The organism is Apilactobacillus nanyangensis, from assembly GCF_016861915.1.
In the GTDB taxonomy this organism is placed as follows: Bacteria; Bacillota; Bacilli; order Lactobacillales; family Lactobacillaceae; genus Apilactobacillus; species Apilactobacillus nanyangensis.
Map to the genome: position 1 here is coordinate 89605 of NZ_BOLX01000002.1, position 17060 is coordinate 106664.

14 protein-coding genes are annotated in these 17060 nt (G+C 36.4%); all 14 read left to right on the forward strand.

Annotated elements, in window-relative coordinates; genetic code table 11:
* Positions 1-11 precede the first annotated feature (11 nt).
* The 14 genes from JUD45_RS00785 to ruvX all read left to right on the forward strand — a co-directional run bounded on the left by JUD45_RS00785 (position 12) and on the right by ruvX (position 17059).
* Positions 12-479, forward strand: a complete 468-nt coding sequence (locus tag JUD45_RS00785; RefSeq protein WP_138726940.1) for a CinA family protein — start codon at positions 12-14, stop codon at positions 477-479.
* A gap of 90 nt (positions 480-569) precedes the next feature.
* Positions 570-1616: a recombinase RecA gene (gene recA / locus JUD45_RS00790; RefSeq protein WP_034532137.1), complete on the forward strand. Its 1047-nt coding sequence runs from the start codon at positions 570-572 to the stop codon at positions 1614-1616.
* Between the two features lie 193 nt (positions 1617-1809).
* The gene (gene rny / locus JUD45_RS00795) at positions 1810-3375 is read left to right on the forward strand and encodes a ribonuclease Y (protein WP_138726939.1); all 1566 of its coding nucleotides are present in this window, start codon (positions 1810-1812) and stop codon (positions 3373-3375) included.
* 79 nt (positions 3376-3454) lie between these two features.
* On the forward strand, positions 3455-4255 hold the full coding sequence (locus JUD45_RS00800) for a TIGR00282 family metallophosphoesterase (RefSeq protein WP_138726938.1): 801 nt from the start codon (positions 3455-3457) through the stop codon (positions 4253-4255).
* A gap of 23 nt (positions 4256-4278) precedes the next feature.
* Positions 4279-6900 carry a DNA mismatch repair protein MutS gene (mutS, locus tag JUD45_RS00805; RefSeq protein WP_203619463.1) on the forward strand — a complete coding sequence of 874 codons (2622 nt, stop codon included), beginning with the start codon at positions 4279-4281 and terminating at the stop codon, positions 6898-6900.
* A 15-nt stretch (positions 6901-6915) separates the two neighbouring features.
* Positions 6916-8856, forward strand: coding sequence for a DNA mismatch repair endonuclease MutL (gene mutL, locus JUD45_RS00810; RefSeq protein ID WP_203619464.1), 1941 nt, complete (start codon positions 6916-6918; stop codon positions 8854-8856).
* Between the two features lie 13 nt (positions 8857-8869).
* Positions 8870-9487 (forward strand): Holliday junction branch migration protein RuvA, encoded by a 618-nt coding sequence (gene ruvA / locus JUD45_RS00815; protein ID WP_203619465.1) that lies wholly within the window; start codon positions 8870-8872, stop codon positions 9485-9487.
* A 13-nt stretch (positions 9488-9500) separates the two neighbouring features.
* Positions 9501-10511: a Holliday junction branch migration DNA helicase RuvB gene (gene ruvB / locus JUD45_RS00820; protein WP_203619466.1), complete on the forward strand. Its 1011-nt coding sequence runs from the start codon at positions 9501-9503 to the stop codon at positions 10509-10511.
* Between the two features lie 67 nt (positions 10512-10578).
* Positions 10579-10893, forward strand: coding sequence for a preprotein translocase subunit YajC (yajC, locus tag JUD45_RS00825; RefSeq protein ID WP_138726933.1), 315 nt, complete (start codon positions 10579-10581; stop codon positions 10891-10893).
* Between the two features lie 127 nt (positions 10894-11020).
* Positions 11021-11998 carry a DHH family phosphoesterase gene (locus tag JUD45_RS00830; protein WP_438800466.1) on the forward strand — a complete coding sequence of 326 codons (978 nt, stop codon included), beginning with the start codon at positions 11021-11023 and terminating at the stop codon, positions 11996-11998.
* Positions 11999-12001: 3 nt separating this feature from the next.
* A complete protein-coding gene (locus tag JUD45_RS00835; protein ID WP_203619467.1) occupies positions 12002-13363 on the forward strand; it encodes a DEAD/DEAH box helicase in 1362 nt (453 codons plus the stop codon).
* A gap of 266 nt (positions 13364-13629) precedes the next feature.
* Entirely contained in the window at positions 13630-16272 is a 2643-nt protein-coding gene (gene alaS, locus JUD45_RS00840) for an alanine--tRNA ligase (protein WP_203619468.1), read from the forward strand.
* 79 nt (positions 16273-16351) lie between these two features.
* On the forward strand, positions 16352-16624 hold the full coding sequence (locus tag JUD45_RS00845) for an IreB family regulatory phosphoprotein (RefSeq protein WP_034532160.1): 273 nt from the start codon (positions 16352-16354) through the stop codon (positions 16622-16624).
* A 3-nt stretch (positions 16625-16627) separates the two neighbouring features.
* The gene (gene ruvX / locus JUD45_RS00850) at positions 16628-17059 is read left to right on the forward strand and encodes a Holliday junction resolvase RuvX (protein WP_203619469.1); all 432 of its coding nucleotides are present in this window, start codon (positions 16628-16630) and stop codon (positions 17057-17059) included.
* Position 17060: the final 1 nt, after the last annotated feature.

Consider the following 17060-nt stretch of genomic DNA (forward strand, 5'->3'; position numbering starts at 1 on the left):
TCGGATTATGTATGCAAATTGATACATCTATTGTTAACAAGCTAATTGACGATAAAATTACCATAACCGGAGCTGAAAGCTTAACAGCAGGGATGTTTCAATCAACTATTGGTGGAGTTCCCGGTGTTTCTGCTATCTTCTATGGTGGATTTGTTACTTATTCAAATGAGGCAAAGGCCAAGTTATTATCTATTCCAATGAGTGTTATTGATGACTATGGTGTTGTTTCTGAACAAGTAGCAATTTGGATGGCTAAGCAATCCAAACAAATCATGAATGTTGACGTAGGAGTTTCATTTACCGGTGTTGCTGGTCCTGATAGTTTAGAAGGTCAACCAGCAGGAACTGTATTTATCGGACTAGATTTCAAAGAAAATCAATTTGCGAAAGAATTTCATTTTAGTGGATCACGCCAAGAAGTGCGTGAACAGTCAGTGCAAACTGCATTAAAAATGATTGAAAATGAGTATTCTAAATAATGCGAACTTTTGTTCTGTTTTTACTTGCTTTTTTAATGAGAGATTAGTATAGTATAAATATCGAATAGTTATCAAAGGGAGGTCAAATTAATGGCTGATGAACGAAAAGCGGCTCTAGATGGTGCCTTAAAACGAATTGAAAAAGAATTCGGTAAGGGTTCAATCATGAGAATGGGAGACCGTGGAGATACTAGAATTTCCACTGTACCAACAGGTTCCTTAGCACTTGATAATGCATTAGGTGTTGGAGGATTCCCACGAGGAAGAATTGTTGAAATTTATGGACCTGAAAGTTCAGGTAAGACTACCATTGCGCTACAAGCTGTTGCGGAAGTACAAAAACAAGGTGGAACAGCAGCATACATTGATGCTGAAAATGCTTTGGATCCAGTATATGCTACCAATCTAGGGGTAAACATTGATGATTTACTTCTATCACAACCTGATACTGGTGAACAAGGTCTACAAATCTGTGACGCCCTTGTATCTAGTGGTGCCATTGATATCGTAGTTGTCGATTCAGTTGCAGCTTTAGTACCTAGAGCTGAAATTGAAGGTGAAATGGGTGACGCTCACGTTGGGTTGCAAGCTCGTTTAATGTCACAAGCACTACGTAAGTTATCTGGTTCAATCAACAAGACTAAGACTATTGCTCTATTTATTAACCAAATTAGAGAAAAAGTTGGTGTTATGTTTGGTAACCCAGAAACTACACCTGGTGGACGTGCTCTTAAGTTTTACTCAACTATCAGACTAGAAATCAGAAGAGCTGAACAAATTAAAGATGGTACTGACATTATTGGTAACAGAACTAAGATTAAAGTTGCCAAGAATAAGGTAGCTCCTCCATTTAAACGTGCCGAAGTTGACATCATGTACGGTCAAGGTATTTCACAAACTGGTGAATTAGTTGATATGGCCGTTGAACAAGACATCATTGGTAAGTCTGGTTCATGGTACTCATACGGTGAAGAAAGAATTGGTCAAGGTCGTGAAAACGCAAAACAATTCTTACAAGATAATCCGGACAAAATGGAAGAAATTAACAAAAAAGTTCGTGCTGCATATGGCATGGGTGAAGACGATTCTGAATCAGGCGAAGCTGAACAAACAAGTTTGGATACTGGTGAAGAATAACGATAAAGAAGCCGAAAGGCTTTTTTATTTTGCAAAAGAAAATAACATGTGTTGACACTTCAACAACTAAAATTTAAAATATAGTAATGTACATTGAACTATTTATTTAGTTCGCATAATGACTAATAAATCATTCAATGCGCAATTATCAAAAACTTAATTAAATTAGATGATGTGGAGGTGCAATAAGCCTATGACTTATTTTTTACCTATGATCCTCGCAATCATCGCTGCTTTTGTAGTTGGTATTTCTGTGGGAATGTTTTCTAACAAGAAAATTGTTGATAAGAAATTAACAAAGGCCCACATGAGTGCACAAGATATTTTGGAAGATGCTAAACGACAAGCTCAAACTTCAGCAAAGGAAGCAATTCTTGAAGCTAGAGAAAAGAGTAATCATTATCGTTCAAACATCGAAAAAGAAATTAAGCAAAGACGAATTGAAGTTCAACGACAAGAAAATCGTCTAATTCAACGTGAAGATTCACTTGATCGTAAAGATGACGCTTTTGATAAGCGTGAAGATTCATTGAATAAGCGTGAAGAAAAGCTTAATTCAAACCAAAAGAAGCTTGAACAAAAGCAACAGCAAGCTGATATGCTAGTTAAACAACGTCAAGATGAGTTAGAACGTATCTCTTCACTTTCTCAAGAAGAAGCACAAGAGCTAATTATTAATGAAACAAAGAAGGAATTAGCTGACGAACGTGCCAAGATGGTTAAAGATAGTTATAACCTAGCTCGTAAAGAATCTTCTGAGAATGCCAAGAATCTAGTTATTGAAGCGATTCAACAAAGTGCTGCTGATATCGTATCTGAAACAACTGTTTCAGTTGTAAACCTACCTAACGATGATATGAAAGGTCGTATTATCGGACGTGAAGGTAGAAACATTAGAACCTTTGAAACCTTAACAGGAATTGATTTGGTTATTGACGATACTCCAGAAGCAGTTGTGCTTAGTGGATTTGATCCAATTAGACGTGAAGTTGCCAAGATGGCGCTTGAAAGCCTAATTAAGGATGGAAGAATTCATCCAGCAAGAATCGAAGAAATGGTAGATAAGAGTCGTCGAGAACTTGATGAAAAGATTCAAGAAATTGGTGAAGAAACAGTATTTGATTTGGGAATTCATTCAATGAGTCCTGAAATGATTATGATGATTGGTAAATTGAAGTTTAAGATTTATCATGGACGCAATGTTTTAAGCCATTCTATTGAAGTTGCGAAGTTGTCAGGTGTCTTAGCCGCAGAATTAGGTGAAGATGTCGTATTAGCAAAACGCGCAGGATTGTTGCACGAAATTGGTCGCTCTGCAGATAATGAGACTGAAGGTTCTCATATTGACCTTGGTGTTGATTTAGCCAAGAAGTTCAAAGAAAGTCCAGTTGTTATTGACTCAATTGCAGCCGATAATGAAGACAGTGAACCTAAGTTCATCATTTCTGAATTAGTTAACATCGCAAACAAGATTGCGGTTGCTAGACCAGGTGCAAAGAGTAAATCTCTTGAAAGCTTTGTTCATCGTCTAGAAAGTTTGGAAACAATTAGCGATAGCTTTGAAGAAGTAAATAAGAGCTACGCAATTCAAGCCGGACGTGAAATTAGAGTGATTGTAAAACCAGAAAAAGTTTCTGATACTCAAGCGGTTGTTTTAGCTAGAGATATTAAAAATAAGATTGAAGAGGATATGGAATATCCTGGTCATATCAAGGTTACAATTATTAGAGAAGTAAGATCAATCGAATATGCAAAATAAAAAAAGGGCTTTTGCCCTTTTTTATTTTATGTAAAACGGTGTAAAATTGTATATATATAATAATGAATTGAGGACGAAAATGAGAATACTATTTTTAGGTGACGTAGTAGGTAATTTGGGGGTAGATATGGTAAGTAAATATCTACCAATTCTAAAAAGAGACTACAAGCCACAGGTAACGATTGTAAATGGTGAAAATTCGACATCATTTGGTCGTGGAATTAATAAAAAAGTATATAAGCAAATTATGAGTGCAGGTACTGACGTAATTACACTTGGTAATCATGCATGGAATAACGAAGAAATCTTCGATTTTATCGATGATACTAAAAAATTAGTACGTCCTCTAAATTACCCTGGAAAAGATGTACCAGGTAGTGGATATACAATTATTAACGTTAACAATAAGAAATTAGCAGTTGTTAATTTACAGGGGAGAATCTTCATTGATCCAATCGATGATCCATTCCAAAAAATCGACGAGCTTATCAGCGAAATCAAAAAAGAGGCAGATGCAATTTTTGTTGATTTTCACGCTGAAACAACTAGTGAAAAGAAAGCAATGGCAATGTATCTAGATGGGCAAATTTCTGCAATTGTTGGTACTCATACTCATGTGCAGACCAATGATGACCAAATCCTAAAAAACGGCACAGCGTTCATTTCTGACGTTGGAATGTGTGGACCATTTGATAGTGTCTTAGGAATGAAGTATGAAAACATCATTCATCGTTTCATTACTCAACGTCCAACTAGATTTGAAGTTGAAGAAAAGGGACGCGGAATCGTTTCGGGATGTGTTATCGATTTAAGAGATGATGGCACTGCCATATCTATTGAAAAAATATTAATTGATCCAAATCACCCATATAAAGGTTAGTAGCAAAGGAGGATATTGTTTTAATGGCTAGTAAAACTAAACAAACACCAATGATGGAACAATATCAGAAAGTAAAAGATCAATACCCAGATGCTTTTGTTTTTTATCGTCTTGGTGATTTTTATGAAATGTTCAATGAAGATGCGGTAAAGGGTGCTCAAATTCTAGAACTAACATTAACTTCTAGAAGTAAGAATGCCGATAACCCAATTCCAATGTGTGGAGTTCCACACAAGGCGGTTGAATCATATATCGACACCTTAATTGATAAGGGATATAAAGTCGCAATTGTGGAACAAATGGAAGACCCTAAGTTAGCAAAGGGAATGGTCAAAAGAGCCGTAACTCAGTTAGTGACTCCAGGTACCAGAACTACAATGGGTGCCGAAAATGCCAAGGATAACAACTACTTAACAGCAATTGAATATTCAGATTCCGGTTATGGTTTTGCGTACGCTGAACTATCTACAGGTGAATTAAAAACCACTGTTTTGAGTAATATGAACAGTGTTTTAAACGAACTAATGACACTTCAAACCAAAGAAGTAATTGTTAATCGTGAAATCCCCGAAAAAGATGTTGCACTAATTAATAAGGTTGGCATCTTGGTTTCATATCAAGACGACATTAAAGAATTAGATGATATGCAATATCTATCAGAAGGTCTAAGACAAGACCTAGAAAAGAAGGTCGTAAATCGACTAACTACTTATATTGTGGATACTCAAAAACGTAGTCTTTCTCACATGAAGGCGGCTGTTGCATACAAGCCTGCTGAATTCTTGAAGATGGACCACAATTCACAATACAACCTTGAATTAACCAAGAACCTTAGAACTAATAAAAAGTCAGGTAGTTTGCTATGGCTTTTGGATGAAACTAAAACAGCAATGGGTGGTAGAAAATTACGTGAATGGATTGACCATCCACTAATTGACAAAGCATCTATTGAAAACCGTCAAAATCAAGTTGATGATTTATTGAATCATTACTATGAACGTAGTGAAATCACTGACATGTTAGTGAAGGTTTATGATTTAGAGAGACTTGCCGGAAAGGTATCTTTTGGTTCAGTTAACGGTCGTGATTTAGTTCAATTAAAGACATCATTACAACAAATTCCAAAGATTAAATACATCTTATATGAAATGGATACCAAATCATTTGATGAAATTAACAATGATTTAGATCCAGTTGATGAAGTTTCTGAACTAATTGAAAAGGCAATTACTGAAGAACCACCAATTTCAGTCACTGATGGTGGGGTTATTAAAGATGGCTACAACCAAATGTTGGATCAATACAGGGATGCAATGAATAACGGGAAACAATGGATTGCTGAACTAGAAAGCAAGGAGCGTGAGCTTACTGGTATCAACAACCTAAAGATTGGTTATAATCATGTTTTTGGTTACTACATCGAAGTATCAAAGGCCAACTTAAGCAAGTTGCCAGAAGATAGATATGAAAGAAAACAAACTCTTACCAATGCTGAAAGATTCTCTACTCCTGAACTAAAGGAAAAAGAAAAACTAATCATTGAAGCACAAGAAAAATCAAAGACACTTGAATATGAATTATTCAGTGAAGTCCGCGATGTTGTTAAGAGTGCAATTCAAAGACTACAAAAACTTGCCAATGCGGTATCTAGTTTGGATGTAATGCAAAGTTTTGCATCTATTTCAGATGAATACAGATTGGTTCGTCCAACCTTAAACGAAGAACATAAGTTAGAAATTGTCGATGGTAGACATCCGGTAGTTGAAAAGGTTATGGGTCACCAATCTTACGTACCAAACGATGTAATTATGGATCCAGGTACTAACGTTTTGTTAATCACTGGTCCTAATATGTCTGGTAAGAGTACTTACATGCGTCAATTGGCATTAACAGTAATTATGGCCCAAATTGGTTGTTTTGTTCCTGCTAAGTCAGCTGAAATGCCAATTTTTGACCAAATTTTTACTAGAATTGGTGCTGCCGATGATTTGATTTCTGGTCAAAGTACTTTCATGGTTGAAATGAAGGAATCAAACGAAGCGATTCAAAATGCTACCGATAACAGTTTGATCTTATTCGATGAAATTGGTAGAGGGACAGCCACATACGATGGAATGGCCTTAGCTCAATCAATCATTGAATATGTTCATAACCATATCCATGCTAAGACACTATTTTCAACTCATTACCATGAATTAACTGAACTAGCTTATTCATTGGATGAACTACAAAACGTTCATGTTGGTGCGGTTGAAAAAAACGGTGAACTAGTTTTCTTGCACAAGGTCAAAAAGGGTGCTGCCGATAAGTCATATGGTATTCACGTTGCTAAATTAGCCGGTTTACCAAATGAATTATTATCTAGAGCAGATGTCATCTTAAGTGATTTGGAAAACAACAATGAAAAGACTAATACTGATAATGTTGTCATGGCAGAAAAGTCAAATCCAGTCGTTGAAGACGAAATTGATGAACCAGAACAACAACTTTCATTGTTTGGGGATGTCAAAGAGCCTCAAAAGAAAAAACGTAAGAGTGGCGAAGATAAGATTCTAAAAGCTCTTAAGGATTTAGACTTGATGTCTAAGACGCCAATGGATATTATGAATGAAGTATATAAATGGAAACGCGAAATTGATAAATAAATGAGGTGATTAATCTTGCATAAAATACATGAGTTATCAACAATTCTTGCTGATCAAATTGCAGCCGGTGAGGTTGTTGAACGGCCTGCTTCGGTTGTAAAGGAATTAGTTGAAAATTCAATTGATGCGCAAAGCACGCAAATTGATATCAATATTGAAGATGCAGGATTAAAGAAAGTCGAAATTATCGATGATGGAATTGGAATTAATCACGATGATGTCGAAATCGCCTTTAAACGTCATGCAACAAGTAAGATTAACAACCAAAGAGATCTTTTTAAAGTTCAATCATTAGGATTCCGTGGTGAAGCCTTGCCTTCAATTGCTTCAGTATCAGATGTTCATCTGAAAACATCGACTGGGGATGAAGGTACTCAGATTCATATCAAGGGTGGTGAAATTAAAGAAATTAAGCCAGCAGAAGCTAGAAGAGGAACTAGCATCTGCGTTGAGGACTTATTCTTTAATACACCGGCCAGATTGAAATACATGAAGACAATTAAGACTGAACTGGCCAAGATTTCTGACATCGTTGATCGTTTAGCAATTGGTCATCCTGATATCGCATTTTCACTGGTTCATAACCAAAGAGAAATCTTAAGAACATCAGGTAGAGGTCAACTACAACAGGTAATTGGTGATATATATGGTGCTAAGAACCTAAAAAGAATTATTAAGATTGAAAATGCTGATAATGACTTTAAAATAAGTGGTTTCGTGAGTTTACCTGAATTGACAAGGGCTTCTAGAAACTATGTCACTATTACTTTGAATGGTAGATACGTTAAGAACTATGCATTATTCAAAGCAATCACTAATGGGTATGGATCTAAACTAATGGTTGGTCGTTACCCAATTGCTGTATTAAATATTGAATTAGATCCGGTTTTAACTGATGTAAACGTTCATCCAACTAAACAAACGGTTAGAATTAGTAAGGAAGAACAGTTGTGCAATTTGGTTGCCAAAACAATCTATGATACGATTTATCAAGAAAACCTAATTCCTGAAGTTATGACTAGGGACCGCTCTGTTCAACCAAGATACACTAATGAACAGTTGCAAATGCAAATTAATCAATATTCAAAAACAAAGGAAGAACCTAAGAGTGAACCCTTAGTTGATGATTTTGTTGAGCCTAATTTACAACCTCAAGTGGATGACAAAGAGGATACGTCAAAGGAAGACATTAAGACTTCTGATATTGATGCTATTTACGTCAGTAATAGGTCACAATTGAACGATGAAGATGTACAAAGTTTTGCTCATCGCTACGAACATCCAGTCACTCCATTTGGAGAAACTGAAGTGACTGATGATGAGGTATCAAACAACGATGATCAACCTCGTTTTCCTAAGCTGTTGTATATCGGTCAACTTCATGGAACTTATTTAATTGCTGAATCAGATGATGGTATGTACATTGTAGACCAACATGCCGCTCAAGAAAGAATTAACTATGAACGATTGAGAACTGAGATTGGAGAGGTATCTAACGACCAACAAAGCTTGTTAGTGCCACTTGTTTTGGATTATCCTAATCGTGATGCGTTAATCATTCAGGAAAAGTTGGGGATGCTACAAGAAGTTGGCCTAAATGTTGAACCGTTTGGGAAGAATAGCTTCGTGGTAAAGCAACATCCAACATGGATTGAAGAAGGCAACGAGGAAGAAACGATTCGAGAAATGATTGATTGGGTCATTAATCATAAGAACATCTCGGTAGCTTCATTTCGAGCACAAACAGCTATTATGATGAGCTGTAAGCAAGCAATTAAGGCTAACCATCACTTGGATAGAAAACAGGCGGTTCATTTACTTGATGAATTAGCGACAGTTAACAATCCGTTTAATTGCCCGCATGGCAGACCAGTTTTAGTATCTTTTTCTAATACAGATATGGAAAAGATGTTCAAACGAATTCAAGACCCACATACCAACGACAATTTTATGTAATCGAGGATAGACTATGTTTGAATATTTAAAAGGAACCATCGAAGATGTCCAACCAGGATACATCGTAGTTGATGTAAACGGGGTTGGATACCTGGTATACACATCTAATCCATATGTATACCAAGTAGATAGTAATGAAGAAGTGAAGGTATTCATTCACCAAGCCGTGACTGATTCATCACAATTACTTTACGGATTCTCAAGTCGAGAATTAAAATCAATTTTTGAAAAATTGTTAAACGTTTCAGGAATTGGTCCTAAGAGTGCACTAGCAATTATTGCGGGAAACGATCCACAATCATTACTAAACGCCATCAATACTGAAAACGTTACTTACTTAACTAAGTTCCCAGGTGTGGGTCAAAAGACTGCAAAGCAAATCATTCTTGATTTGAAGGGCAAGCTAGATGACATTGCACCATCACTGTTCGATGACTTTACTGCTGAAAGCCAACCTGCATCTGATAATAAGTCAGATAACCAAGCACTTGAAGATGCATTAGAAGCACTAAGTGAATTAGGATATTCAGCACGTGATATTAAGAAGGCCAGAAAGGCCTTAGAAGATATTGAAGTTACAACAACTGAAGATTACTTAAGACAAGGTTTAAGTGCTGTAACTAAATTTTAAGGAGGAGTATTAAATGGATGACAACCGCATTATCTCAGGCGATAGTGAAGGTAGAACTGAAGAAACATTTGAAAAATCACTCCGTCCACAATACTTATCAGAGTACATTGGTCAAGATGACTTAAAAAGAGAGTTGTCAGTGTACATCAAGGCTGCCAAACAACGTGAAGAAACTTTAGACCACGTTCTGTTGTATGGACCTCCTGGATTAGGTAAGACCACCTTAGCGATGGTGATTGCAAATGAAATGGAAGCAAACATCAAAACAACTAGTGGTCCGGCAATTGAAAAGACTGGTGATTTAGCAGCATTGCTAAATGAATTACAACCTGGTGATATCTTATTCATTGATGAAATTCATCGTCTTCCTAAGACAGTGGAAGAAATGCTTTATTCAGCAATGGAAGACTTCAGTGTTGATATCGTTGTAGGTCAAGGACCAACAGCACATCCTGTTCATTTACCATTGCCACCATTTACTTTGATTGGTGCTACTACCAGAGCTGGATTGCTATCAGCACCGTTTAGAGATCGTTTCGGAATCGTTGAACACATGAAGTACTACAATACCGAGGATTTACAAGATATTGTTTTACGTTCAGCTGATATTTTCCATACTAAGATTTACGATCAAGGTGCACACGAAATTGCTAGACGTTCTAGAGGAACTCCTAGAATTGCTAACCGTTTATTAAAACGAGTTCGTGACTTTGCTCAAGTATCTAACGATGGAAATGTTGATGTCGATATTGTTGATACTTCACTTAAAATGTTGGGTGTTGATAACGAAGGATTAGATGCAACTGATATTAAGTTGTTAAAGACCATGATTGAGTTTTACAACGGCGGTCCAGTCGGTGTATCAACACTTGCTGCTAATATTGGGGAAGAGGTAAATACGATTGAAGAAATGTATGAACCATATCTTCTCCAAATTGGTTATATTAAAAGAACTGCCAGAGGTAGAGTGGTAACTGATAACGGTTATCATCACCTTAATTATCCGATTAATCGTGATAATTAAAAACTGGACTATTAATGATAATTTTGATAAGATATATATTAAATTATGAGAGGTACGGTGAACTATAATGGGTAACTACAGTGGATTTATTATTTTAATCGTTTTATTTGCGATTATGTATTTCTTGGTTATTAGACCACAAAAGAAACAACAACAAAAACATGCAGAAACTTTAAGACAACTTCAAAAGGGTGACCACGTAACAACTATCGGTCGATTACATGGTATCGTTGATGATATCAATGAAGAAGAAAAGACTGTTACTTTAGACTGTGACGGCATTTACTTAGTATTTGACCTAAACGCAATCGCAAAGGTAACTGATCGTGTTGCTGACACTAAGTCAGACGACAAAGCAGAAGAAGCTAAAGAAGAAAAATAATAAGTTGAAAGAGACAGTTTTCAGCACTGCTGAAGGTTGTCTCTTTTGTCTGTTAAGGCCTAAACAACATAAATGACCATATGATATAATTATGTTATGAATTTATAGAAGGATATTAGGAGCGATTATGAGTAAAATGTTTAATTTTTTCAATTTATCAACGCAAAGTAAGATTATCAAAGCCATTTGCGATTTTGATACAATTATTATCCATAGACACCAACGACCAGATCCAGATGCATATGGTTCTCAAATGGGATTAGCTAACATCATCAAGGAATCTTTCCCAAATAAGAATGTTTACTGTGTTGGAAAGCAATATCAAAGTTTCGATTGGTTAGGAACAACCGACGAAATTGATGACGATGTATACAAAAATGCATTAGTTATCGTTGTTGATACCGCTAACCAACCTCGAGTTGATGATGATAGATATACTCAAGGAAAGATGATGATTAAGATTGATCACCATCCAAATGATGACCAATTTGGAGACATTATGTGGGTAAAACCAGAAGCATCAAGTACATCTGAATTAATCTATGATTTGTTTGAAACATCAAAGAAATTAAAGATTAACGCAAATGCTGGTCGCTTATTATACGCTGGTATTATTGGTGATACAGGTCGTTTCAAATATCCATCTACTTCATCAAACACATTTAGGGTAGCATCTGAATTGGCTAAGTTAGACTTCTCAATTAGTGAAGTTAACACAATTGAATCATCAATTGACTTACCAATGGCAAGACTATCCGCATACGTATATGAAAATCTAAGTATTACCGATAGCGGGGCCGCTTATATCGTATTAAGCGATGAAGTTTTGGAACCATTCAATTTAGGTAATGAAAGAACTTCAGCTGTTGTGCCACTTCCTGGCAATATCAATCAAGTAACCGCTTGGGCTATCTTTATTCAAAAAGAAGATGGCACATACAAGATTAGTTTGAGATCCAAAGGACCTGCTATTAATGAATTAGCCAAGGAATTTGGTGGTGGCGGTCATGATTTGGCAAGTGGTGCTGCTGCTAAAGACGAGGACGAAATCAAGTCGGTAATTAGTAAATTAGACGAATTAGTCGCTAGTTACAAAGGAGAATAATAAATGCCAAGTACATTTAAGCAATACAACTTAAAGCCATTCATCATGGATGCTTTAGACGAATTAAACTTTAGAGAACCAACTGCCATTCAGGAAAAGATTATTCCTGAAATCCGTAAGGGCAGAAGTGTTGTTGGTCAATCAGCAACAGGTAGTGGTAAAACCCATGCGTTCTTGTTACCAATTTTTGATAACTTAGACGTTGATACTTTGGAAGTTCAAGCTGTTATTACCACACCAAGTCGTGAATTAGCTTACCAAATTTACAACAATGCTAAGCAACTAGCTAAGCATTCAGATAAGACCATTCATATCGCTAACTACGTTGGTGGTACTGACAAGGTTAGACAAATTGAAAAGCTAAAGAATGAACAACCACAAATCGTTATTGGAACTCCAGGTCGTATTTCTGATTTGATCAAGGGTCAACATTTACAAGTTCACACAGCTACTCAACTAGTAATTGACGAAGCTGATATGACATTAGACCTTGGTTTCTTAAACGACATTGATAATATCGCTGCCAGCTTTGGTAAGGATGTTCAAATGATGGTGTTCTCAGCAACAATTCCACAAAAATTGAAACCATTCTTGAAGAAGTATCTTGAAAACCCATACGTTGAAAACATTCCAAACAGAACTGTTATCAGTCCAACCATTGATAACTGGTTAATTTCAACTAAGGGTCAAAACAAGAACGACTTAATATACAAGTTAATCACCATGGGTGAACCTTATCTTGTATTAATCTTTGCTAACACTAGAAAACGTGTTGAAGAAATTTATGAATTCTTACGTAACCAAGGATTAAAGGTGGGAATCGTTTCTGGTGATTTAACACCACGTGAACGTAAGAGAACAATGAAACAAATTCAAAATCTTGAATTCCAATACGTTGTAGCCACTGATTTAGCTGCTCGTGGAATTGATATTGAAGGGGTTTCTGACGTTATTAACGATGATATTCCAGAAGACTTGGAATACTTCATTCACCGTGTTGGAAGAACTGGTAGAAATAACATGCCTGGTACTGCGGTTACTCTTTACTCTCCTGATGAAGAAGATGAAATCGACGCATTAGAAAAGATGGGCATTTCATTTAAGCCAAAGGTTATTCGTGGTAGCCGTGTTGAAGACACTTATGATCGTAACCGTAGAAAGTCACACCGTCGTGGTCATGATAAGTTAGAACCAACCATGATTGGTATGATTAAAAAGAAGAAGAGAAACGTTAAACCAGGTTACAAGAACAAGATTAAACAAGAGCTTAAGCGAAACGATGAAATGAATCGTCGTATCCAACAAAGAGAAGAAGGACGTCGTAAGAGAAAGTCCAAGAAGAACAGTTCACAACGTTATAGATAACGTTTGACACCGGTTTTAATAAACCATATAATTTAGATATAAATTAGAGAACATGCTTGTATAATTTCATTTTAAGAGACATCTTGGTTGGTGAAAAAGATGATTGGGTTTATCAAGTGCTATCTCGAGTAATAATTAGATCGCTTTCTCAGCGTTATTGAGACTTAAAGAGGTATACGAAAAAACATCGTTGCAAGTAAAGTGGTACCGCGCATATAGCGTCTTTACTAGCAACGGTGTTTTTGTGCTTATTGGAGGGAATTTCTATGAAAAAATTAGATAGTAGTCAAATTCGTGCTATGTATTTGGAATTTTTCAAACAACATGGTCACACAATTGAACCAAGTGCTTCATTAGTACCAAAGGATGATCCATCACTTCTATGGATTAACTCTGGTGTTGCCACAATGAAGAAATACTTTGACGGTAGTGTTGTTCCAAAGAACCACCGTTTAACTAGTTCACAAAAGAGTATTAGAACTAACGATATCGAAAATGTTGGTAAGACAGCTCGTCACCACACATTATTCGAAATGTTAGGTAACTTCTCAGTTGGTGATTACTTCAAGAAAGAAGCCATTACATGGGCTTTTGAACTACTAACTTCACCAGAATGGTTTGGTTGGAACAAAGAAAAGCTATACATGACTGTATATCCTGAAGATACTGATGCTAAGAAATTCTGGCAAGAAGCAGGGGTTGCTGCTGACCACTTAATCGATATGGATGATAACTTCTGGGATATTGGTCAAGGTCCTTCAGGTCCAGATACTGAAATCTTCTACGACCGTGGAGAAAAATACGATAACTTAGCTCCAGATGATCCAGAAAACTACCCTGGTGGGGAAAACGAAAGATATCTTGAAGTTTGGAACATTGTGTTCTCACAATTTAACCACAAACCAGATGATACCTACGAACCACTTCCAAGAAAGAACATTGATACGGGGATGGGATTAGAACGTGTTGTTTCAATTTTTGAAGACGCACCAACTAACTTTGAAACCGACTTGTTCATGCCAATCATTGAAAAGACTCAATCACTAAGTGACGGTAAGAAGTACGGTGAAAATGCTCAAGATGATATCGACTTTAAGATTATCGCTGACCATGCTCGTGCAATTACTTTCGCTATTGGTGATGGTGCTCTTCCATCTAACGTTGGTAGAGGATACGTTATCAGACGTTTAATCAGACGTGCCATTGTTTCTGGTCACCGTTTAGGTATCAAGGATGATTTCTTATATCAATTAGTTCCAGTTGTCGGTGAAATCATGAAGTCATACTACCCAGAAGTATTGGAACAAAAAGATTACCTAGAAAAGGTAATTCATTCTGAAGAAAAACGTTTCAATGAAACACTATCTGATGGTTTACAACTTCTTGGTGAATTAATGGACAACTTGAAGAAGACAAACCAAAAGACTGTTGAAGGAAAAGATGCCTTCAAGCTATATGATACTTACGGTTTCCCATTAGAAATGACTAAGGAATACCTAGAAGATGCTGGATTCTCAGTTGATGAAACTGGTTTTAAAGCAGAAATGCAAAAACAAAAGGAACGTGCTAGAAATGCGCGCGGAAACGACAAGTCAATGGGTGTTCAACGTGATCTATTAATCGACATTAAGACACCAAGTGAATATGTTGGTTACTCACAACTAGAAGTTGCTGACGCTAAACTACTTGATATTATTGTTGATGAAAAATTAGTTGACCAAGCTGGCGCTGGAGAAGCTGAAGTTATCTTCGATAAGACTCCATTCTACGCTGAAATGGGTGGTCAAGTTGCTGACCAAGGTACTATTGTTGATGAAGATGGTAACCTATGTGCAAAGGTTACTGACGTACAACACGCACCAAATGGTCAAAACTTACACACTGTTGAAGTAATTACTAGTCTTTCAAAAGACCATCAATACAAACTAAGTGTTGATCGTAAGTTCCACGCATTGGTTGAACACAACCATACTGCAACCCACTTATTGGACCAATCATTGAGAAATGTTTTAGGTGATCATACTCAACAAGCTGGTTCATTAGTTGAACCAAACTACCTAAGATTTGACTTTACTCACTTCGGTTCAGTAACTAAGGAAGACCTACAAAAGGTTGAAGACTTAGTTAACGAAGAAATCTTCAAGGCAGAACCTGTTACTACTGTTGAAACAGACCAAGAAACAGGTAAGAAGATGGGTGCCATCGCCTTATTCGATAGTAAGTACGGTGATAAAGTTAGAGTTGTTAGCGCTGGTGATTACTCAGTTGAATTCTGTGGTGGTAACCATGTAAGCAACACTAGTCAAATTGGACTATTTAAGATTGTTTCAGAATCAGGTGTTGGTGCCGGTGTTAGAAGAATTGAAGCCGTAACTTCAAAGGCTGCTTTTGATTACCTAAACAATGAAGAAGCACTTCTAAAACAAGTTGCTGATCAAGTTAAGACTATTCAAGTTAAGGAAGTTCCTAACAAGGTTGCTCAATTACAAGAACAAATCAAGGACTTACAACAAAAACAAGATAAGTTAGAATCAAAGATTGCCAGCCAACAAGCTAACTCAGTTTTCGATGACGTTAAAGAAGTTAACGGAAACAAGATTATCACTGGTATTTTAAATGTTTCAGGAATGGATCAACTAAGACAACTAGCTGATACTTGGAGAAGTAAGAATCTATCAGACGTATTAGTTCTTGGAACTCAAAGTGGTGAAAAGGCTAACCTAATTGTCGCTGTAAGTGATGAAAAGGTTAAGGATGGTATGAAGGCCGGTGACATCATTAAGTCAATTTCTAAGGAAATTAATGGTGGCGGTGGTGGCCGTCCAAACATGGCTCAAGCCGGTGGTTCAAAGCCTGAAGGATTACCTAAGGCAATGGAAGCAGCAGTTACTTGGTTAGAAAACTTTTAAAAATAATTAATATTTAAGTTTTATTTTGTTCTAAGTAGAATTATAATAAACCTACATCATAGATTTAGAGGTGTTATAAATGAGTGCTTCAGATAAGACAATGTATTTTGATTTAAGCAACAATACTCCAAAGAATGTTCACGATACGCTTTTAATCGTATTTAAGGCATTGGAGGAAAAGGGATACGATCCATACAATCAAATTGTCGGATATTTAATTTCAGGAGATCCTGCATATATTCCTCGATTTAATGATGCTCGTAATTTAATTCGCCGCTATGAAAGAGACGAGATTATTGAAGAGTTGGTTCGTTTTTACTTGGACAAGAATAATGATCGTGAGGAAAACTAATATATGAGATTAATGGGGATGGATGTCGGATCTAAGACAGTTGGGATTTCTGTTAGTGATTTATTGGGATGGACAGCACAAGGTGTTGAAATCATTCCGATTAATGAAGATGAAGAACAATTTGGATTAGATCGGGTAGCCGAATTAGTCGAAAAATATGAAATTATGGGGTTTGTTCTAGGGTTACCTAAGAACATGAATAATACCTCAGGACCTAGAGTTGAAGCTTCAAAACGATATGGTGAAATGTTAAAAGAAAAATTTAACTTACCAGTTGATTTTGTTGACGAACGTTTAACAACAGTTGAAGCCGAAAGAATGTTGATTGAAAAAGCGGACACTTCTAGAGAAAAACGTAAAAAAGTTATCGATAAAATTGCTTCTGAATTAATTTTACAAACATATTTAGATGGCAAAGGTAAACTAACAAGATAAA